Source organism: Caballeronia sp. ATUFL_F2_KS9A (genome assembly GCF_023630765.1).
Lineage (GTDB): Bacteria > Pseudomonadota > Gammaproteobacteria > Burkholderiales > Burkholderiaceae > Caballeronia > Caballeronia zhejiangensis.
On the sequence record NZ_JALQEK010000049.1, the window covers coordinates 21,582 to 42,580 of the forward strand.

Below are 20,999 nucleotides of genomic sequence, written 5' to 3' on the forward strand. Positions count from 1 at the left end.
CGGCCGATAGGCAAGTCTTTCGTCGCTAGCTCGCAACTAACTGTCTACGCAAGCCCCCGCCTTTGTTCGCGGGCGGCGTAAGCGTTTACGGTTGCACGTCGGAAGCGGGCGCCGGAGAGCTTGCAGTTTCGCCGGGCGTGGGCAGGATCGGCGGCATCGTCGTAAACACTGGCGGTTGCGGCGGCTCTTCGGTCACTTCGGCGGCGGGCTCCGAAGGCGGCCGCTTCGGACGCACCGGATGCTGCGCCGCCGTCTGCGCGGTTTTCGGCTTGCCCGGCTTCGGCGCTTTCGAGAACGTCTCGTCGAACCAGGTTTTTGCGTTCGTGAGCATCGTTTGCCACATGCCCGGCGCTTCCTGCGTATCGAAGCGCGCGCGGGCATCGATCAGATGCGAACGCAGCGAACGCTGCATGAAGTCGCCGACGATCGGCAACGCGCTGTGCGCGCCTTGGCCCCAGTAATCGCTGCGCAGCGTGACGCGGCTGTCGTTGAAGCCGACCCACGCGCCCGCGACGAGTTGCGGATGCATCAGGATGAACCAGCCGTCGGCGTTGTCCTGCGTAGTGCCGGTCTTGCCCGCGACATCCGCGCGAATGCCGAAGCGCGTGCGGATCGTCGTGCCGGTGCCGCGGTTGATGACGTCGCGCATCACATCGACGAGCTTGCGCGTCGCATCGACGGACAGCGCGCGCTCGGGCGTGCTCTCGAACTGCGCGAGGATTTCGCCGTCCTTGTTCTCGATGCGCGTGACGAGCAGCGGCTCCATATAACTGCCGTCGTTCGCGATCGTGCCGTACGCCGACACCATTTCCCTCAGCGTCACCGGGCTCGTGCCAAGCGCGAGCGACGGCACCACGTCGAGATGACTGTCGTGCACGCCCATGTCACGCGCGAGCCGCGCGACGCGTCCCGGACCGACTTGTTCCATCAACTGCGCGGTGATGCGGTTCTTCGAATACGCGATGCCGTCGCGCAGGCTCACGGGACGGCCCGACGGCGGCGAGTCGTCGGTCGGGCGCCAGATTTCGTCGCCGCGTATCGGGATTTCGACGGTCTGATCGACGATCGTATCGGCCGGCTTCGCGCCGCGCTCGAACGCCGCGCCGTAGACGAAAGGCTTGAAGGTCGAGCCGGGCTGGCGGCGCGCCTGCGCGACGTGATCGAACGGATCCTGCGTGAAATCGCGGCTGCCGACCCACGCCTTGATCTGCCCGTTGCGCGGATCGAGCGCGACGAACGCGGCCTGCACGCGCGTCTTGTCCTCGCACAGCGCCTGCATGAAGGCGCGGTCCGAGCCGAGTTTCTTGATGGCGTCGGCGTCGTTCGCGCCGCCCGTGCGCAGCGCGCGGTATGCGTCCGTCTCGCGGATGAACGCGTGCCCGAGATCGGCGTTCGCGTTCGCGCAACCGGCGCGGCCGCCCCACGCCGCGTTGGCGATCGATTGCAACTGGTTGCCCTGCAGCGCGAGCGCGTTCGTCGCCATCGCCTGCAGACGCGAATCGATGGTCGTGCGCACGACGAGGCCATCGGAATAGATGTTGTAGTCGTTGTCGTCGGCCCAGCCGATCAGCCATTTGCGCAACTGCTGCGCGAAGTGCGGCGCGCGGCCGGGCTCTTCCGTCTGCCGCTCGAAGTCGATGCGCAGCGGACGTTTCTTCAGCGCGTCGAGTTTGGTCGCCGGCAAGTGGCCGAACTTGACCATCTGCCCGAGGACGATGTTGCGCCGGTCGAGCGCGCGCTCCGGATTGATCACCGGGTTGTAGTAACTGTTGCCCTTCAACATGCCGATGAGCGTCGCGCTTTCGAGCACGTCGAGCTGGCCGGCGGATTTGTCGAAGTAAGTGCGCGCGGCCATTTCGATGCCGTACGCGTTGTACAGGAACGGCACCGTGTTCAGATACGTTTCGAGAATCTCGTCCTTCGAATAGAGCGCTTCGATCTTGAACGCCGTGATCGCTTCCTTCAGCTTGCGCGTGAGCGTCTGCGAGCGGCCGATTTCCTCGGGATACAGATTGCGCGCGAGCTGCTGCGTGAGCGTCGAGCCGCCTTGCCGGTCGCCCGAGAACGTGCGCAGCGCCGCGCCCGCCGTGCGCCGGAAGTCGATGCCGTGATGCTGATAGAACCGCCGGTCTTCGGTCGAGATGAGCGCGTCGATCACCTGCGGCGAAATCTGCTTGAGACTCACCCATTCGCGATGCGTCGGCTTGAATTCGGCGAGGAGCTTGCCGTCGGCGGAATAGATCTGCGCGGGCTGATCGACTTTTGCACGGCGGATATCGCGGATACCGGGCGTGAACGGAATCAGCACCAGCACATAGATAAGAAAGAGCGCCGGCAGAAGGAGCAGCGAACGCGCACGCAGATGCGGACGCAGCCGCGACGCGAGGCGAGCCAGAATCGCCTTGGCCCAGGCTTTGAAATCAGACGCGGTCACAACGAAACGGGATGCCCGGACATGGAAAACCCTGAATCGTAGCGTAATTTTTCAGCAGGTCTTTCGCAAAAGTGTCGCCGACGCTACACCGCCCGCGTTCCCGCCGATTCGCCGATTGGAAACGCCGTCGTCGAAAGCACCTCACGCAACACGACGAACGTGCGGATCTGCCGCACGCCCGGCAGATAGAGCAGCTTTTCGGCGTGGAGCCGGTTGAAGCTTTCGCTGTCGCGCGTGCGGATCAGCATGAAGAAGTCGAATTCGCCGGTCACGACGTGGCATTCCATGCAGCCGGGCACTTTCTGCGCGGCTTTCTCGAAGGCGTCGAAGGAATCGGGCGTCGAGCGGTCGAGGATCACGCCGATCAAGACGAGCATGCCGGCATCGAGCGCTTTCGGATCGAGCAGCGCGACGGTCGCGCGGATCAGCCCCGCTTCGCGCAGCCGCTCGACGCGCCGCAGACACGCGGGCGGACTCAGATTGACCTTCTCCGCGAGCGCGACGTTCGAGATCGACGCATCGCGCTGCAACTGACGCAGGATCGCGCGATCGACGCGATCGGTCTGGACGCTTCCCGGATGCGGGTTTGGAGCGGATGCGGTTTTTTTCATTGCTTCAATGGGCTCCTGTACGAAATAAAAGTTAGCGAACAGCGTCTCGCGTCCAAAAACGTTAGGCCGAATGGCATTTTTTCGCAACCCGATCCGTCACGAGAATCTCTACGATTCTGTCATGCAGTCCCACCATCACGAGGATGCCGACATGAATCTGCAACGTTTTCCCCGCTATCCGCTCACGTTCGGACCGACGCCCATTCAGCCGCTCAAGCGCCTGTCCGCGCATCTCGGCGGCAAGGTCGAGTTGTACGCGAAGCGCGAGGACTGCAACAGCGGCCTCGCGTTTGGCGGCAACAAGACGCGCAAGCTCGAATATCTGATTCCCGAGGCGATCGCCGAAGGCTGCGACACGCTGGTTTCCATCGGCGGCGTGCAGTCGAACCAGACGCGCCAGGTCGCGGCGGTCGCGGCGCATCTCGGCATGAAGTGCGTGCTCGTGCAGGAAAACTGGGTCAATTACTCCGATGCCGTCTATGACCGCGTCGGCAATATCCAGATGTCGCGGATGATGGGCGCGGACGTGCGCCTCGTCGCCGATGGCTTCGATATCGGCATCCGCAAAAGCTGGCAGGACGCGATGGAAAGCGTGCGCGCGGCGGGCGGCAAGCCGTTTCCGGTGCCGGCGGGTTGCTCGGAGCATCCGCTGGGCGGCCTCGGTTTCGTCGGCTTCGCGGAGGAAGTGCGCGCGCAGGAAGCGGAGCTGGGCTTCAAGTTCGACTACATCGTCGTTTGCTCGGTGACGGGCAGCACGCAGGCGGGCATGGTGGTCGGCTTCGCGGCGGATGGGCGCGCGCGGCGCGTGATCGGCATCGATGCATCGGCGAAACCGGCGCAGACGCACGAGCAGATTCTGCGGATCGCGAAGCACACAGCGGAACTCGTCGATCTCGGCCAGGACATCACGCGCGACGACGTGATTCTCGATACGCGCTTCGGCGGCCCCGAATACGGCCTGCCGAACGAAGGCACGCTCGAGGCGATCCGTCTGTGCGCGCGGCTCGAAGGCGTGCTGACCGATCCCGTCTACGAAGGCAAATCGATGGACGGCATGATCCAGATGGTGCGCAACGGCGAATTCCCCGAAGGCTCGAAAGTGCTCTACGCGCATCTCGGCGGGGTGCCCGCGCTCAACGCGTACAGCTATCTGTTTCGCAACGGCTAGAACGCGCTGCGGAATGCGTCGAACAATGCGGCGACGCGTTCCGACGTATCCGCTTCGAAGACTGGCATGCGCGAGCCGAGCATGTGCGTGAGGATCGGCGGCGCGGGATCGCCGGGGCGCAGGATCGCGAGAATCTGCGCGCGGAGGTTTTCATCGACGAGCGCGGCCGTGTCGCGGCCGAGAAGCGCCGCGCCCGCGATATCCGGATCGTGTCCGTGGCGCTCGACGAGATCGAAGGCATCGGCATAAAGACGATCGAGGTTGCCGGCTTGAGCGTAACGCGCCATCAGAAAGAGCAGGTCGATCGCGTCCTTGCGGTCGGCGGCGTGCCGGTCTTGCCACGCGATGATCTTCAGCATCGCCTGCGCGGGCAGCGAAGCGACCGGCACGACGAGATCGCGCGCGACGCGCACGGCGAGCGCCGCATCGAGCGCCTGGCGAAAACCCGCGACGTTCATCCGCACCGAACCATCCGGCGGCCACGCGATTTCGCCGTGCGCGTCCTGCACGCCGCCGAAGGGCACGATATCGAGCCACGTGCGCTCGCCGGTCTGCGGCGCGTTGAAATTCAGCCGATGCGCCGAGCCTTTCGGCGCGGTGAAATGCCCCGACGCGACGAGCGCTTGCCGCAGCGCGTCGTGGCCGGTCCAGCTTTGAATCGAGATGCCGATATCGACGTCGGCGGTGGCGCGCGTCGCCTCGATGTCGTGGACGTGCGTGAGCAGGATGTCGCGCGCGCTCGCGCCGCCGACGAACCACGCGATGTTCGTCGCGTGCGACGCGGCGACGACTTCGCGCAGCATCGCGGAAAAGACGCCGGCGAGCGGGCGATGCGGCAGCAGTTCAAGCGGCAAGATAGCGTTCACGCAGCATCCTGGCGGTTTCGAGATTGCGCGGGTCGCCGCTCGCGACGAGATCCGCATAGACGATGAGCGGCGCGACGACGTTCGGCGGAAGACCATCGACGGGCGCGAGCGCCACGGGCGCGCGCAGGAATTCGACGTTTCCGGCGGGATCGGGCCGCAACCGCGCCGCCTTGATCCATTCGCGCGGCGCGGCGTCGGCGCAATACGCGGTGACGGTCGCGGGCTTCAGGTATTCCGTGAGTATCGCTGCGGCCGGCTCGCCGCCGAACTGGCATTGACCCGGCAGGCCGGGCACGTCGCGCCACCAGTCGTTCGACTCCGCGCGATAACGCCCGATCAGCAGCGATTCGCGCAATTGCCGCGGATACAGCGTCACCCATTCGTCGATGAGCCGTTCCTTGTCGGCGATTTGCAGGCCGGCGCCGTCGGGCCGCTCGAATACATCGCGATGATCGATGAGCGCCCGCACCGCGTTTTGCACCGTGCCGTGGCTCACGCCCGCGTGTTGCGCGATATCGCGATAGCCCCGTTGCAGCAGCGCGGGCGTGATGAGCAGGGCGGCCGTGACGCGCAACGTCGACTTCGTCCAAGTTTTCGAGCGGCGCGCCTTGCCGTGCGCGACGCGCGGACGGCCCGACACGATCACGACGACGCCATCGCCTTCGATGACGCTCGCGTTGCCGGCGAGATCGAGGGCATCGACGTTCAGATCGCGGCAGGCGCGGACCATGTCGGGTGAGAGATGCGCGGTAACGAGCGCGGGTTTCGCGCCGCCGTTCTGCGCGACCGAGGCGCTGAACGCGGATAACGCGCTGAACCGGTCGATGTTTTCCCGCACGATGACAGGGCGCTTGAAGCGCGCGCCGCCGACGCGGAATTCGATGGCGGCGTCGTAGCCGCCGCGCGCGGGTGGTTTGACGCTGCGTGCGGCGAAGCCGGTCGCCTCCGTGAAGGCGGCTGCGGCGGCTTCGGCGAGTTGGTCGGTGGGTGGCATCGGCGGGTTGGGCGTCCAATTTTGGTCAGTGTACACGAAACGTGGACAGAGATAAAAGTTGGACGGAGTTCGTCTTGCCGAAATCCACTCTAAGAATCATGAGGTGCGGAATCTCTACCCGACACCGCATTTCCCCTTCACGCCAATCAAAGATAACTACAAACGTAATCCAGCGTTTCCGTCACGTCGATATCGAATCGGCTTTTGCCCGGCACCGAGAACGATTCGCCCGCCTTATACGTCTTCCACTCATCGCTGCCGTCGAGCCGAATACGGCACTGGCCTGCCTGCACCTCCATGAGTTCGGGCGCGTCGGTGCCGAAGTTGAGCGTGCCCGGCAGGATCACGCCGAGCGTTTTCCTGGTGCCATCGGCGAAGAGAACCGTGTGCGACACGCACTTGCCGTCGAAGTAGACATTGGCGCGTTTGATGACGGAAACCTGATCGAATTGCGTTGCGGCGGTCATGATGATGGTCCTTTGGACGGTTGCGAGGGATGGTCCGCCATCATACAAAAAAGGCGATGCGACTCACATCGCATCGCCTGTTTCGAGCCAGCAAGAAGAATCAGCGATTCACGAGCCGTTTCGGCATCAGGACCGAATGCAACCGCATGTGGAGGCAAGACAGTCGCGAGAGCGTTTCAGGGATAAACCGCGATTGTCAGAGTTCCAAAACCGATACGATAGAATCGCGAACCAACTTCTGCTCGCGTTGGCAACGTTAGCGATCTCTCGCTTCATCTATTTATTGGCCGATCAATAGCTAGTTCGGACAGACCCATGGCAATAGCGATTCGAGGCGCTGGCATGCCCTTCAAGACATGCTGACGCTGTCGGCATACGGAGGATTGTTCCTTGCCGCATTCGGCGCAGCCACCCTTCTGCCTCTTCAATCGGAGGCTGTGCTTGTGGGCTTGCTGCTGAGTAAAAGCTATTCAACTGCAACGTTGATACTGGTCGCGACGATCGGCAACGTGTTGGGTTCACTGGTCAATTGGGTTTTGGGGCGATACATCGAGCGCTTCAAGAGCCGCCGCTGGTTTCCAGTGTCAGACGAGAAATTGGACCGCGCGCAGCGCATGTATCAACGTTTAGGGAAATGGTCGCTCTTGCTTAGTTGGGCGCCCGTCATTGGTGATCCTCTTACTCTCCTGGCTGGGGTGATGCGTGAGCCTCTTCTGCCATTCGTCGCGTTGGTCACGGTTGCGAAGCTCGGACGTTACCTTGTCTTGGCGGCTGTGACGATGCGATTGATCTAGATCGGTCGGCATCTTCAGATGTGTCCGCGCGCTGATACCCAGGCGACGCCGGGAACGCTTGTCTCGACGTAGTCATGGGGAATCGCCTCGCCTTTCTCCGAAGGCGAGGGGCTGCAACATAATGGAATCAGTCGAACATGTCGGGCTGCGTGGCGACGAGATCGTTCCAGATCGTCTGGAAGTGCAGCCAGCCGATGTAGTCGCTGCCCACATGCTCCCGGCTATAGCGCGCGCGGTCTTCGGGCACGAGCTTGGGCGTGATGCCGGTCGCTTCGATCATCAGTTGTTGCTGGCAGCAACGCTCGAGCGCGATGAACCAGAACGCCGCCGAATCGATGCTGTGGCGGCTCGCCGTGAGTAGGCCATGATTCTGATGGATCGCGGCCTTCACGCCCTTGAACGCATTCGCGACCTTGTTGCCGCCCTTCACTTCGACGGCGACCTTGCCGGCTTCATCGCCGATCACGACGTGGTCTTCGAAGAACGCGCACGCGTCCTGCGACATCGGAATGAGCGGCTTGCCGAGCGCCGCGAAGGCGGTGCCGTAGACGGTATGCGCGTGGCACATCGCGACGATGTCCTGATGCTGCTCATGCACGGCCGCGTGCAGCACGAAGCCCGCGCGATTGACCGCGTAATCGCCTTCGACCACGTTGCCCTGATGATCCGCGCAGATCAGGTTAGACACCTTCACTTGCGCGAAGTGGACGGCCATCGGATTGGTCCAGTAAAGCGACGGATGCTCCGGATCGCGCACGGTGAGATGGCCCGCGAACCCGTAATCGAAGCCCTGCAGCGCGAAGGCGCGGCACGCGGCGACGAGGCGCTCCTTCAGGTACTGACGATGTTCCGCGTGGCTCGCAAACGTGGGCAGCTCGGGGAAGATCAAGCCTTGCTGCTCCGGCTGATAGATCGATACGCGGCCCCTGAGATCGATGGCCTGATCGGCGGTCTTTGCGGGGGTCTCCATGACGTCGCTCATCTTTTCGCTCCATGCGGATAGAAGTGGGTATGTCACGCATGGTGCCGGTAGCGATGCTTGCGCACAAACGAAGGTTGTTCAACGTGGCATGAGTCACATTCATGCGCCAAAGGTTTGAAGCGGCTGCCGAATTCGAAATTCACCGAGGTTTAGGCGATGCAACATTTTTCGCCGCGCCGCGAAACCGCGGCGGTTCACGTCCGCATCCTGTGCCAAGCCTCTGAGAATCCCGCGGACGCGCGTCGCATAAGGCTTTCGCGCGACTCGGCATCGGGGCTTTAAAAACGACGCGCATCGCCGTTAACCACCTTTGCAACATTTTTAGCGTGCGGGCTGTTTCTGCTACGACAAGGCTTTCGAGCCTCCGATTGGCTTCGTTTCGCTAGATGAGCGCATCGGCGGAGCCTGCTCTGACAAGACATTCGCCAGACGAAAACGTTTGGCGTTCTGCCGCCATCGCCCGCGATCCGTCTGAAGGTCGCTTTTCACGGGTGAATCAATTTTGTTCGTACTTGAGCGCACGTTCTCCGCGCTTTGCGTGGGGAATCGCGCAAAGTCCTGTTGGTATAAGGATTGGCGTTCGCTGGCACACCTCTCGCTAATGTATGACCACGCACGAACATCGCTGCGGTATCAAACAAGAAGAAGCAGCGGGTTCGTACTACGGGGCTGGACGCAACAGGTTCGATGTATGCCATCAGATGCATGCGCGAATCCTGTTGCGAGCCAGAAGAAATCAAAAGCGCGAAGCGCAAACGCACGAGACTAAGAAAAATGTTGACACTTCAATCCGATCTGCACGGCAATCATCTGTTGGGCGCGCTTCCGGCGCAGGAATGGCAGGCTATCGCACCGCATCTCGAGCTGGTCCAGTTGCGCACGGAGCAGTTGTTGTGCGATTCCGGGCAGCGCATTCACCACGTGTATTTCCCGACTACGGCGATCATTTCGCTGCTGCATACGATGGAAGACGGCGGTTCCGTTGAAGTCGCGGCGGTGGGACGTGAGGGAATGTCGGGGGTTCCGGTGCTGACGGGCGGCGACACGATGCCGACGCGCGTGCAGGTGCAATGTGCGGGCTTTGCGTATCGCATGAGCGCGGGTGCGTTGCGTGAGCACTTCGGCCGTTCCGACTTTCTGCGCCGCGTGATGTTGCTGTACATGCAAGCCCTGCTGACGCAAGTGGCGCAGACGGCCGCGTGTAATCGTCATCACTCGCTGTCGAAGCAACTGTGCCGTTGGTTGCTGATTCAGACGGATCGCACGCCGTCGGATCAACTGCGTGTGACGCAGCAGATGATCGCCGATATGCTCGGCGTGCGCCGTGAAGGTGTGACGGAGGCGGCTGGCAAGCTGCACGATGCGGGGCTGATTCATCACAGCCGTGGGTGTATCAAGATTCTCGATCGTGCGGGACTCGAGGAGCGGGCTTGTGAGTGCTATGGCATCGTTAAGCGCGAGTTTGATCGGATGTTGCCGCGGCGTGCGGCCGAGGCGTTGGCTTAAGCTGTTTTTGGTTCTGTCGCTGGATCCCGCTTTCTTAGTGATCTATTGGCACTGCCCCTGTGCGGGGCGGCAGTCACCTTCTTTGCCGTCGACCAGAGTTAGCGCTTTAGTGCTTACTCTGGTCCTGTGCAAAGAAAGCAACCAAAGAAAGCAGCTTTTCAGGCCCGCGGTCACACGCGCGTTGGGTAATTCTCTCGTCGCGGATGGCACTCGCCTAAAGAGTGCCCTCATCACAATAACGGGGCTTGGATCGCGCACGGTCTGACGAGCTAGTTTTCCAAGGACACTGGTTCAGCCCGAAAGAGCTTCGGCACAGCGCTACGCGCTGCCGCCGGCTATGCAAGGGAAACCAAGGGGGCGGCGATTGCAGTGAGATGGAGACGTTAGTAGAGAAGCACGCGCGGACCCGATTGACCGGTCGGCCGCGAAGCGGGCCGGAGCTATTTGGTGCTGAACCCATTTGTTATGTGGTGCGATGTGGCAGACCGTGCGCGAGCCAAGCCCGGTTGGGCCTATGAGGGCACTCTTTAGGCGAGTGCCGCCTAGGACGAGAGAACTACCCAAATTGCGTGTGACCGCGGGCATCAGTAGCTGCTTTCTTTGCTTACTTTCTTTGCACAGGACCAGAGTAAGCACTAAAGCGCTAACTCTGGTCGACGGCAAAGAAAGTGAGTGCCGCCCCGCACAGGGGCAGTGCCAATAGACCGACGCGAAAGCGGGATCCGGCGAAAGCGAAAGCACGGCGAACAGAGGGCGATTCAAACTTCAAACAAGAGCCCGACTAGCCCGCCCCCGCAACCAATTGATGCTGGCAAAGAGCAGAACAGCAAACACGATCAGCATCGTAGCAACAGCAAGAATGGAAGGATCGATGGAATCGCGAATACCGCTCCACATCTGCCGCGGCACGGTTCGCTGATCCGGCCCGCCGATAAAGAGAATGACGATAACTTCATCGAACGAAGTAGCAAACGCGAACACGCTGCCGGTAGCCACAGCCGGCGTAATGAGCGGCAAGGTCACGCGCCGGAAGGCGATCCACGGCGTCGCCCCGAGCCCCGACGCAGCACGCAAGAGACTTTGATCGAAGGACAACAACGACGCCGTCACGGTAATCACGACAAAGGGCGTGCCAAGCGCCGCATGCGCGAAGATCACACCGGGATAAGAGTTGACGAGCCCGAGCGGCGCAAAGATCAGATAGAAGCCGGCCGCGACAACGACAATCGGCACGATCATCGGCGAAATGATGATCGGCATGATGACCGAGCGCAGCGGAAACTGCGAACGCGAAAGGCCGAGCGCTGCAAGCGTGCCGAGACACGTCGCGATCAACGTCGACGCCGCACCAATGCCGATGCTGTTCAAAAGCGAGCGCTGCCAGTCGGGACTCGTGAGCGCCTGCTCATACCAGCGCAACGAAAACCCCTGCAACGGATAAGAAAAGTAGGATCCCGAATTGAACGACAAAGGGATGATCGCGAGAATCGGCGCGACGAGAAAGAACAGCACGAGCGCGGTATGCACGCGCACCCATCGGGAAGCGATGCGTTCGGTCAGCACCCTGTTGCGTGATTCCGTCATGGAAGAATGGCCCCTTAACCGAAGCGCAACCGGTCGATGCCGACGATGCGGTTGAACAGGAAATAGAAGATCGCGGTGAAGATCACGAGGTACGCCGAGAGCGCGCCCGCAAGCCCCCAATTGAGCTGCGTATTCGTCTGCAGCGCGATGAGCTGACTGATCATTTCATCGCCAGCGCCGCCGAGCAGCGCGGGCGTGATGTAGTAGCCGAGCGCGAGCACGAAAACGAGAAAGCATCCCGCGCCGACACCCGGCAACGTCTGCGGTATGTACACGCGCACGAACGCGGTGAACGGATGCGCGCCGAGCGATTGCGCCGCGCGCAGATAGACCGGCGACACGCCTTTCATCACCGAGAAGATCGCCAGAATCATGTACGGCAGCAACACATGCGTCATGCCGATCAACACGCCCGTGCGATTGAAGATGAGCGGCAGCGGATGCGTCGCGAGACCGAGTCCCGTCAAGAGGCCATTGATGACACCGCCCGGCTGCAGCAACACATACCACGCAGTCGTGCGTACGAGCAGCGACGTCCAGAACGGCACGATCACGAAAAGCATCAGGCGGTTGCTGCTTTGCGTCGGCAGATTCGCGAGCAGCCATGCGACCGGATAACCGAGCACGAGGCACAGCAGCGTGACGGACGCGCTGATCGATATCGTGCGCAGAAACGCCTGTCGATACACCGACGAGTTATCCGCCACGAACGCGACGTTGCCTTGCGGCGTCACTTGCGCATCGACGGCGGCAAGCAGATAGTCCGGCGTCGGCGACGTGGCCGCGCGTTTCAACAGACGCCAGATCTCCGGCGAATTCCAACGTTCATCCATGTCGATCAAAACCGGCTTGCACGCGGGCGGCGTCTCCTCGCGCACGCTGCGCGCGGTCCGCATCAGCAAGCTGCGAAACTCGGGCTGCGCGAAGTTGAGCCTGCGCGCGACGGTGCCGAGTTGCCCGTTCTGTTGCGCATCCTTCAGGCCCGAGGCGAGCAGCGCGAACAGATGTTCATCGGGCACGCCGCGGCCGTCCCAGGCATCGAGAGCACGAGTGAGCGCCGGCATGCTGTCCGGCACCTCCTTGTTCTCGACACTGCGCGCAAGCAGCATCGCGATTGGCGCGATGAACGTCGACAGCAAAAACACGATCAGCGGCAAGGCAAGCAACAACGCCTGCACCGATGCGCGGCGGCGCGCTCTTTGATACGAGGCGCGGCCATCGGCTCTCGTCGGAGAACCGGCGGCGTGCGCGTGAATCGATGCAGGCATGTCGTTACTCTCATCCATGAACAGCGTTATTGCGTGAGCCAGACCTGGAAGCGCTTGTTGATCTGATCTGCGTTGTCGGCCCAAAAGTTCGCGTTGATCTGCACCGCGCGCTTGAAGTTATCCGGCGCGGTCGGCATGTCGGCGAGTCGCTGCTTGTCGACGAGCGCGACCGCATCCTTACGCGGCGGCGCATACGCGATGTAATTCGAGAGATCCGCCGATGCCTTCGGCTGCGCTTGCGACACGATGAACTTCGCCGCGGTATCGGCGTGCTTCGCGCCCGTCGGAATAGCCCACCACTCGAAGTCGTAGACTTGCGCGTCCCACACGGCCTTGAACGGCTTGTTGTCTTTCTTCGCGGCGTCGTCGATGCGGCCGTTGTACGCCTGCACCATCACGACCGCGCCATCGGCGAGCAGTTGCGGCGCCTGCGCGCCCGATTCCCACCACACGATGTTCTTCTTGATCGTGTCGAGCTTCTTGAACGCGCGATCGACGCCGGCGGGCGTGCCGAGCACCTTGTAGACATCTTTCGGGTCGACGCCATCGGCGATCAGCGCCCATTCCGTCGACACCTTCGGCGACTTGCGCAGGCCGCGCTTGCCGGGGTATTTCTGCAAATCGAAGAAGTCGTTGACAGTGGTCGGCGCGGTCTTCAGCTTGCTAGCGTCATAGGCATAGACCGTGGACCACACCATGCTCGCAACCGCGCAATCGCTGATCGAGCCGGGGATGAAGTCGCTCGTCTTGCCGAGCGTCTTCTTGTCGAACTTCTGCAGCAGGCCTTCATCGCATGCGGTGATCGCGTCGTTGGTTTCCAGATCGATGAGATCCCACGTCGTGTTCTTCGCCTGCTCCATCGCGGAGAGCTTGGCGAGGCCGCCGTCATACGATTCGGTCGAGAAGTTCACGCCCGTTGCCTGCGTGAACGGTTCGAACCAGGCTTTCTTGGCGGCGGCTTCGAACGCGCCGCCGAACGTCACGACGGAGAGTGTCTCCGCCGCCTGTGTCGAGATAGTTGCAAATGCAAATACTGCGAGTGCGGCGCATTGTGCTTTGATGTGATTGCGCATGTCAGTTGGCTCCTGCGGGTGCGGTCGGGATGAGAGAAGGTGAGGGCGGTGTGCTCGGGGCAATCGCGGGCGCGTTTTTTGGCGCCATCATCGCGAGAATCTTGCAGTCGTCGTGACGCCACGCGATATCGATCGTGCTGCCTGCGCAGGGCAATGCGTGACGCTGGGTATTGGGCACTTTGACGACGATGGAATCGCGCGAGCCGAGCTTCAGATGCACGCGATGATGATCGCCGCAGTACACGAGTTCCTCGACGCGTGCGCGCACGACGTTGCTGTGCTCGTCCGCGTGCGCGTCTTCCGTGCCGGGAATGTGCGCGCGTTCGGGGCGCAGCGCGAGCATCGCTTCATCGCCGGCGCGCAGGCCGTGCTCGCAGCGTCCGCGAATGACGCTGCCGTCCGATAGCGCCAGCGTCGCCCATTCGCCGTTCGCACTGACGACGCGCCCCGTGAGCCCGTTGTTCTCGCCGACGAAGTTCGCAACGAACGCGTTCTGCGCGTTCTCGTAAAGCTCGCTCGGCGTCGCGGCCTGCTGGATGCGGCCATCGGAAAAGACGGCGACCCGGTCCGACATCGTCAGCGCTTCGGCCTGATCGTGCGTCACGTAGACGATCGTCAGCGAAAGCTCGCGGTGCAGCCGCATGATTTCGTATTGCATCGTTTCGCGCAGGCGCTTGTCGAGTGCGCCGAGCGGCTCGTCCATCAGCACGACGCTCGGTTCGAACACGAGCGCGCGTGCGAGCGCGACGCGCTGCTGCTGCCCGCCGGAAAGCTGTGAGGGTCGCCGGTTCGCGAGATGGGGCAACTCGATCATCTCCAGCGCGCGCTTCACGCGCGTCTTCTGCTCGGCGCGGCTCACGCGTCGCACGGAAAGCGGAAAGGCGACGTTCTCCGCAATCGTCAGATGCGGAAAGAGCGCGTAGTTCTGAAAGACCATGCCGATGTCGCGCTGATGCGGCGGCTTGTCGTCGAGACGCCTGCCATCGAGACGAATCTCGCCTTGCGTCGGCGTTTCGAAGCCCGCGAGCATCATCAGCGTCGTCGTTTTACCCGAGCCGGACGGACCGAGCAGCGAAAGAAATTCTCCCTTGCGCACGTCGAGGTTCAAATCCTCCACGACGTAATGCGCGCCGTCATACGATTTGCTCACGCCGGAGAAGGAGATGAAGGAAGGGGCTGACATCGTGTTCGTGTCCTGTCTTTCAGTGCTGTGCGAGCTTCGTCGCGATATAGCGCGCAAAGTCGAAATTGGGCCGTTCAAGGTGGCTCAGATTTCCGGGCTTCGCGAGCGGCGCATGCACGCCGCGAAACACCGCTTCCACGCCGCGCCTGTCTTCCGCGTTCACTTCGTCGAGCAGCTTCTTCAATGTCGACATATGCGCGTTCGCTTCCGCGTCGGCGATGAATTCAGGCGCGAGACCGCCGCCGAAGCGGATATGCACTTGCCCGACGCCGCGCGGCTGCAACACGAGATACCAGAAATAGCCGGGCGTAAGCGTGACGAGATGCGTCGGATAGATCGCGAGCAGTGCGGTCGTCTTGCGCCAATGACCCGTTAAACGCGTGTTATCCGGATGAGCATTGCCAATGGGCAAGCTCGCTTCCTTCGTGATCCAGTGATAGTTGAACGCGGGATAACCCGGTGGACATTCCATCTCTTCGAGCTTCGAATGCGGCCCTACGGTCGCGCGATGCAGCATTGGCAAGTGATAACTTTCCATGAAGTTTTCGGCGAGGATCTTCCAGTTGGTATCCCACACATGCTCTTCATAGAAAGTTTCGATGTAGTCCGTCATGCCATACGCGCCGATCAATTCGCTCAGTTCGGCTAGCTGCGTTGCGACGGGCGGCGCGCTTTCATCGAGCGTCACATAGATCCAGCCTTGCCATTCCTCGCAGCGCACGGCGGGCAGCCTATAACTTTCCTTGCAGAAGCCTTCTTGCCGGTCCATGAGCGGCGCGCCCTTCAATTCGCCGTCGAGTCCATAACTCCACGCGTGATACGGGCACACGATGCGCCGCTTGTTGCCGCGCCCTTCGAGCAGCACCGACATGCGATGCAGGCACACATTCGACATCGCCTTGAGCTGCATCTGCTCGTCGCGCAATACGACGATCGGCTGCGCGCCGATCTGCGCCGTCAGGTAATCGCCCGGTTCCTTCAACGCGCTCGCGCGGCCGACCCATTGCCATTCATGCGCGAAGATCTCGCGCTCTTCGAGTGACAGGAAGTCGGGCGATGTATAGACGCCAGGCGGCATGGCGTGCGCATCGCTGAATGGTCGTTCGCAATTCGACCGTAACTGGTCGATGAGCGTGTCCACTGCGATCATGAAGCCCTCCTTGTCTCAACTCGTGAGAGCGCGCTGGCGCGGGCTTTGACCGCATTGCGCTCGACATGGACATCAATCTATCAAGCCAAATTGCCAGCCAAAATATTGTTTTCGGATACAAAGCAAAGCTTTTATCTATGCAGCGCCGATAACTTCACGTATCGATATGCAGTCGCCTAATATAGTTCTCGCAGAACGACGAGAAGCGATGCACCACTTGCCGCGGACGCATCGTGCGAGATTGCGCGATGCCTAACGTAGTCGCGTTGACGTTGTCCTTGAAGCGCTTAATCACGAAGTCCTCGCCATCCACCGTGCGATTCGACTTCAGCGGAAAGTTGAGGATGCTATAGCCGAGGCCGTTCGCCACCATGCCACGCACGACTTCCGGTTGCGATGACCGGAACGCGGGCACGGGACGGCTGCCGACCGCATCGAAGAGCGCGGCGAAATACTCGCGGCTATGCGGCAGATCGAGCATCACGTAAGGCTCCGATTGCAAATCGGCGAGCGATACCTTGCGCGCTCGCGCAAGCCGATGCGTCTTCGGCAAGATCGCATAAGGCGGCAACGAAAGCAGCGGCGTGAACGCGATGTCCTCGGTCAAGTCCAGACTATAGGTGAGGGCGATATCGAGCGAACCGTCATGCAGGCCGCGCAACAAGCCGTCCTGATGCGCTTCGACCGTGCGAAACGAAATGCCCGCGTGCCCCGCCGTGAAGCGGCTGATGAGTCCCGGCATCAACGGCGGTGCGAGCGACACGAGACAGCCGAGCGCGATGGAGCCGGTCATGCCGCCATCCATTTCTTTCGCGGCCATTTGCAGTTCTTCCGCGATCTTCAGCAGATTGCGCGCTTGCCCGAGCAGATCGCGGCCGGCCTGCGTGAGCGACAGACCGCTCGCATGATGGCGAATGAATAGCTGCACGCCGAACGATGCTTCGAGATCGGCGAGGGCGGTCGATATCGACGGCTGCGAAATATGCAGTTTTTTCGCGGCGGCGGTGAAGGACAAGGCTTCGGCAGCGACCACGAAGTAGCGCAATTGCCGCAGCGAATAGCGCAAGGGATGGCTTTCCATCGATGACATTCCGGAAATGGAGCTTCGATGAGCCGCATTGTGAAGTGCTCAAAATTCATTGCATAGCCAAATCCGATGCCGTGCATTTTTTAAATATATTTTTCGGATTCGATCGGGACGCGTAGATTTTCACGAAGACATCACGGATACAACGGCCTTTCAGAAGGACATAGCCATGACAGTGGAAACAACGTCTATCGACACGCTCGTGGTCGGCGCGGGCCAGGCAGGCGTCGCGATGAGCGAACACCTGAGCAAGCTCGGCGTGCCGCATCTCGTGCTGGAACGCGATCGCATCGCCGAACGCTGGCGCACGGGCAGGTGGGATTCGCTCGTCGCCAATGGTCCCGCATGGCACGATCGTTTCCCTAATCTCGAGTTCGCGGATTTCGACCCCGATGGTTTCGCATCGAAAGATCAGGTCGCGGAATACTTCGTCGAGTACGCGAAGAAATTCGATGCGCCCATTCGCACCGGCGTCGAAGTGAAGAAGGTCGTGCGCAATGTGGGGCGGCCGGGCTTTACCGTCGATACATCCGACGGAACCATCGAAGCGAATCGCGTGGTCGTCGCGACGGGTCCGTTTCAGCGCCCAGTGATTCCGCCGATCGCGCCGTCGTCCGCAAAGCTCACGCAGATCCATTCCGCCGACTATCGCAATCCGCAGCAACTGCCCGAAGGCGGCGTGCTCGTCGTGGGCGCGGGATCGTCGGGCGTGCAGATCGCCGATGAATTGCAGCGCGCGGGCCGGCGCGTGTATCTGTCGGTCGGCGCGCACGATCGTCCGCCGCGCGGATATCGCGGACGCGATTTCTGCTGGTGGCTCGGCGTGCTCGGCGAATGGGACGCGGAAGTGATGAAGCCGGGCCGCGAGCATGTGACCATTGCCGTGAGCGGCGCGCGCGGCGGCCATACGGTGGACTTCAGGCGCCTCGCGCATCAGGGCATCACGCTCGTCGGTCTGACGAAATCGTTCGACGATACGCGCGTGAGCTTCGAAGCCGATCTCGCGGATAACATCCGTCGCGGCGACGAGAACTATTTGTCATTGCTCGATGCCGCCGATGCCTATGCGCAACGCAACGGCCTCGATCTGCCCGAGGAGCCCGAAGCGCGCCATATTCCCGCCGACCCGGAATGCATGACGCATCCGCTTCTCGAACTCGATCTCGCGCAAGCGGGTGTTACGTCGATCATCTGGGCGACCGGTTATGCCGTCGATTTCAACTGGCTGCAAGTCGATGCATTCGATGACAAAGGCAAGCCGAAACATCAACGTGGCGTCGCCAAAGAACCGGGCATCTATTTTCTCGGCTTGCCGTGGCTTTCGCGGCGCGGCTCCGCGTTCATCTGGGGCGTTTGGCACGACGCGAAACATATCGCCGATCACATCGCCACGCAGCGCAAATACCTCGCTTATTACGACGCGCCGCAACGTGCTGTCGAGACGAAGCGCGAAGAAGGCGTGGCCGATGCATCGCGCGTCCACAAGGTCAGCGAGATGGGCGTCAACTGATCAGAAACTATCCGGAATCAAGGTGCATTCGATGAGCCAACCTACGCATACCCGTATCCGCATGTTCAACACGAAGGATACGTACCCGAATCAGACCCTCGATAACGACCTCTGCCAGGCCGTTCGCGCGGGCAATACCGTTTATGTGCGCGGTCAGATCGGCACGGACTTCGACGGCAATCTCGTCGGTCTCGGCGATCCGCGCGCGCAGGCCGAGCAGGCGATGAAGAACGTGAAGCAGTTGCTCGAAGAAGCGGGCAGCGATCTCTCGCATATCGTCAAGACGACGACTTATCTCACCGATGTGCGCTTTCGCGAGCCGGTGTATCGCGAAGTCGGCAAATGGCTGAAGGGCGTGTTTCCGATTTCGACGGGCCTTACCGTCGTCGCGCTCGGACAACCCGAATGGCTGATGGAGATCGACGTGATCGCCGTCATCCCCGATGGATGGACGCCGCCTCAGGAGCGCGCATGACATTCTCGATCGTCGGACGATGTGAAGAGACCGGGCAGCTCGGCATCGCGATCAGTTCGTCGAGCATCGCGGTGGGCGCGCGCTGTCCGTGGGTGCGCGCGGGCGTGGGCGTCGTCGCGACGCAGAACGTCACGCTGCCCGCGCTCGGTCCGCAAATTCTCGATTACATCGAAAGCGCCAAGCTCGATGCGAACGCCGCACTCGAACGCGCGTTGAGCGCGAACGAATGGAGCGAGTATCGGCAGGTGACGGTCGTCGATGCGCAAGGCCACACCGCGTTCTTCAGCGGCAAGCAAGCGCTCGGCACGTATCACGCGGTCGCGGGCAGGCAATGCGTCGCGGCGGGCAACATGCTCGCGGGCGTGCATGTCATCGAAGCGATGATTCCCGCATTCGAGAACGCATCGGGCCAGCTTGCGGATCGTCTGCTTGCCGCGATGCATGCGGCGATCGCGGCGGGCGGCGAAGCGGGGCCGGTGCATTCGGCGGCGCTGAAGATCGCGGGCGAGCAAAGCTGGCCGCTCGTCGATCTGCGCGTCGACTGGGCCGATGACGATCCCATCGGCAAGCTCGATGACCTGTGGCATGCGTACGAGCCGCAGATGCAGGACTACGTGACCCGCGCATTGAACCCGACCGCTGCGCCGAGCTACGGAGTGCCGGGCGATGAGTGACACGACGAGCCGCGATCTGCTCGACAAGCTGATTAGTTTCGCGACCGTCAGCCGCGATTCGAATCTCGCGCTGATCGAGTTCGTTCGCGATTACCTCGCGCAGTTCGACATCGAAAGCGAGCTGTTCTACAACGCGGAGCGCACGAAGGCGAATCTGTTCGCGACGATCGGACCGCGCGATCGCGGCGGCATCGTGCTCTCGGGGCATACGGATGTCGTGCCGGTCGATGGCCAGCCGTGGACCGTCGATCCATTCCGTCTCACGGAAAAAGATGGACGGCTCTATGGCCGCGGCACAGCCGACATGAAGGGCTTTCTCGCGTCGGTGCTGGCCGCCGTGCCGATGTTGATCGAGCGCGAACTGAGATTGCCCGTGCATCTGGCGTTTTCATACGACGAGGAAGTCGGATGCCTCGGCGTGCGGCCGATGCTCGCGCAACTGGAGAAGCGCGCGCACAAGCCCGTTCTGTGTCTGATCGGCGAGCCGACATCGTTGAAGCCGGTGCTCGGTCACAAGGGCAAGCTCGCGATGCGTTGTCAGGTGAAAGGCGCGCCTTGTCATTCCGCCTATGCGCCGTATGGCGTGAACGCGATTCAATATGCAGCGCGCCTCATCAATCGGCTTGAAGAAATCGGCGAACGGCTGGCGCAGCCCGAGCATCACGACGAGCGCTTCGATCCGCCGTATTCGACCGTGCAGACGGGCGTCATCAAGGGCGGTCGTGCGCTCAACATCGTGCCGGCCGAATGCGAATTCGACTTCGAAGTGCGCGCGCTTCCCGGCTTCGAAGCGAGCACGGTCGCCAAGGATTTGCAGGCGTACGCACAAGCCGAACTGCTGCCGAAGATGCGCGCCATTGAACCCGAGACGGACGTTCGCCTCGAAGCGCTATCCGCGTATCCCGGACTCGCGACATCGCCCGAAAGCGAAGCGGCGCGTCTCGTCGCGCTCTTGAGCGGATCGTCGGAATTCGGCACGGTGGCGTTCGGCACGGAAGGCGGACTCTTCGATCAGGCAGGCATTCCGACTGTCGTATGCGGTCCCGGCAGCATGGATCAGGGACACAAGCCCGATGAGTACGTAACCCTCGAACAACTCCACGATTGCGACGCGATGCTGATACGCCTCGCCGATCATCTTTCGACCACAGCCTGATTTCTCACACGCCGCAG

19 protein-coding genes are annotated in these 20,999 nt (G+C 61.8%); 7 read left to right on the forward strand and 12 right to left on the reverse strand.

Features of this window, described 5'->3' with window-relative positions:
• Nucleotides 1-85: 85 nt before the first annotated feature.
• A complete protein-coding gene (locus NCS67_RS28270; RefSeq protein WP_502801881.1) occupies nucleotides 86-2,434 on the reverse strand; it encodes a transglycosylase domain-containing protein in 2,349 nt (782 codons plus the stop codon).
• Between the two features lie 83 nt (nucleotides 2,435-2,517).
• Nucleotides 2,518-3,045: an Lrp/AsnC family transcriptional regulator gene (locus NCS67_RS28275; RefSeq protein ID WP_250437548.1), complete on the reverse strand. Its 528-nt coding sequence runs from the start codon at nucleotides 3,043-3,045 to the stop codon at nucleotides 2,518-2,520.
• 151 nt (nucleotides 3,046-3,196) lie between these two features.
• Between NCS67_RS28275 and NCS67_RS28280 the strand changes: the two genes are divergently transcribed.
• Nucleotides 3,197-4,213 (forward strand): 1-aminocyclopropane-1-carboxylate deaminase, encoded by a 1,017-nt coding sequence (locus NCS67_RS28280; protein ID WP_250437549.1) that lies wholly within the window; start codon nucleotides 3,197-3,199, stop codon nucleotides 4,211-4,213.
• On the opposite strand, the gene NCS67_RS28285 is transcribed toward NCS67_RS28280, so the two are convergent.
• From NCS67_RS28285 to ppnP, 3 genes are all read right to left on the reverse strand, one after another.
• Nucleotides 4,210-5,079, reverse strand: a complete 870-nt coding sequence (locus NCS67_RS28285; protein WP_250437550.1) for a nucleotidyl transferase AbiEii/AbiGii toxin family protein — start codon at nucleotides 5,077-5,079, stop codon at nucleotides 4,210-4,212. The two genes, NCS67_RS28280 and NCS67_RS28285, sit on opposite strands and share 4 nt — an antisense overlap.
• Nucleotides 5,057-6,073 carry a type IV toxin-antitoxin system AbiEi family antitoxin gene (locus NCS67_RS28290; RefSeq protein ID WP_250437551.1) on the reverse strand — a complete coding sequence of 339 codons (1,017 nt, stop codon included), beginning with the start codon at nucleotides 6,071-6,073 and terminating at the stop codon, nucleotides 5,057-5,059. The genes NCS67_RS28285 and NCS67_RS28290 overlap by 23 nt, the downstream gene beginning before the upstream one ends.
• 146 nt (nucleotides 6,074-6,219) lie before the next feature.
• Nucleotides 6,220-6,540, reverse strand: coding sequence for a pyrimidine/purine nucleoside phosphorylase (gene ppnP, locus NCS67_RS28295; RefSeq protein WP_008346204.1), 321 nt, complete (start codon nucleotides 6,538-6,540; stop codon nucleotides 6,220-6,222).
• A 356-nt stretch (nucleotides 6,541-6,896) separates the two neighbouring features.
• Between ppnP and NCS67_RS28300 the strand changes: the two genes are divergently transcribed.
• A complete protein-coding gene (locus NCS67_RS28300; RefSeq protein WP_008346207.1) occupies nucleotides 6,897-7,334 on the forward strand; it encodes a YqaA family protein in 438 nt (145 codons plus the stop codon).
• 127 nt (nucleotides 7,335-7,461) lie between these two features.
• Here the strand turns inward: NCS67_RS28300 and NCS67_RS28305 are convergent, their stop codons facing one another.
• Nucleotides 7,462-8,316, reverse strand: a complete 855-nt coding sequence (locus NCS67_RS28305) for a class II aldolase/adducin family protein (RefSeq protein ID WP_250437552.1) — start codon at nucleotides 8,314-8,316, stop codon at nucleotides 7,462-7,464.
• Nucleotides 8,317-9,090: 774 nt separating this feature from the next.
• Here NCS67_RS28305 and NCS67_RS28310 point away from each other — a divergent pair.
• Entirely contained in the window at nucleotides 9,091-9,822 is a 732-nt protein-coding gene (locus NCS67_RS28310) for a Crp/Fnr family transcriptional regulator (protein WP_008346211.1), read from the forward strand.
• 765 nt (nucleotides 9,823-10,587) lie between these two features.
• On the opposite strand, the gene NCS67_RS28315 is transcribed toward NCS67_RS28310, so the two are convergent.
• The 6 genes from NCS67_RS28315 to NCS67_RS28340 form a co-directional block, all read right to left on the reverse strand.
• Nucleotides 10,588-11,406 (reverse strand): ABC transporter permease, encoded by an 819-nt coding sequence (locus NCS67_RS28315; protein WP_008346213.1) that lies wholly within the window; start codon nucleotides 11,404-11,406, stop codon nucleotides 10,588-10,590.
• Between the two features lie 14 nt (nucleotides 11,407-11,420).
• The gene (locus NCS67_RS28320; protein WP_250437566.1) at nucleotides 11,421-12,674 is read right to left on the reverse strand and encodes an ABC transporter permease; all 1,254 of its coding nucleotides are present in this window, start codon (nucleotides 12,672-12,674) and stop codon (nucleotides 11,421-11,423) included.
• A gap of 26 nt (nucleotides 12,675-12,700) precedes the next feature.
• Nucleotides 12,701-13,747: an ABC transporter substrate-binding protein gene (locus NCS67_RS28325; RefSeq protein ID WP_250437553.1), complete on the reverse strand. Its 1,047-nt coding sequence runs from the start codon at nucleotides 13,745-13,747 to the stop codon at nucleotides 12,701-12,703.
• 1 nt (nucleotide 13,748) lies between these two features.
• Nucleotides 13,749-14,930, reverse strand: coding sequence for an ABC transporter ATP-binding protein (locus NCS67_RS28330; RefSeq protein WP_175980277.1), 1,182 nt, complete (start codon nucleotides 14,928-14,930; stop codon nucleotides 13,749-13,751).
• Between the two features lie 19 nt (nucleotides 14,931-14,949).
• Nucleotides 14,950-16,080, reverse strand: coding sequence for an aromatic ring-hydroxylating oxygenase subunit alpha (locus NCS67_RS28335; protein WP_250437554.1), 1,131 nt, complete (start codon nucleotides 16,078-16,080; stop codon nucleotides 14,950-14,952).
• Nucleotides 16,081-16,234: 154 nt separating this feature from the next.
• Entirely contained in the window at nucleotides 16,235-17,161 is a 927-nt protein-coding gene (locus NCS67_RS28340) for a LysR family transcriptional regulator (RefSeq protein WP_008346221.1), read from the reverse strand.
• 175 nt (nucleotides 17,162-17,336) lie between these two features.
• On the opposite strand from NCS67_RS28340, the gene NCS67_RS28345 reads away from it, so the two are divergent.
• Genes NCS67_RS28345 through argE form a run of 4 tightly spaced genes read left to right on the forward strand, consistent with a single transcriptional unit; the run spans nucleotide 17,337 to nucleotide 20,982 of the window.
• On the forward strand, nucleotides 17,337-18,677 hold the full coding sequence (locus NCS67_RS28345; RefSeq protein WP_250437555.1) for a flavin-containing monooxygenase: 1,341 nt from the start codon (nucleotides 17,337-17,339) through the stop codon (nucleotides 18,675-18,677).
• Nucleotides 18,678-18,708: 31 nt separating this feature from the next.
• Nucleotides 18,709-19,152, forward strand: a complete 444-nt coding sequence (locus NCS67_RS28350) for a RidA family protein (RefSeq protein WP_008346225.1) — start codon at nucleotides 18,709-18,711, stop codon at nucleotides 19,150-19,152.
• Nucleotides 19,149-19,826 (forward strand): DUF1028 domain-containing protein, encoded by a 678-nt coding sequence (locus NCS67_RS28355; RefSeq protein WP_008346226.1) that lies wholly within the window; start codon nucleotides 19,149-19,151, stop codon nucleotides 19,824-19,826. Before NCS67_RS28350 ends, NCS67_RS28355 begins: the two co-directional genes overlap by 4 nt.
• Nucleotides 19,819-20,982, forward strand: a complete 1,164-nt coding sequence (argE, locus tag NCS67_RS28360) for an acetylornithine deacetylase (protein WP_008346228.1) — start codon at nucleotides 19,819-19,821, stop codon at nucleotides 20,980-20,982. Before NCS67_RS28355 ends, argE begins: the two co-directional genes overlap by 8 nt.
• Nucleotides 20,983-20,999 lie beyond the last annotated feature (17 nt).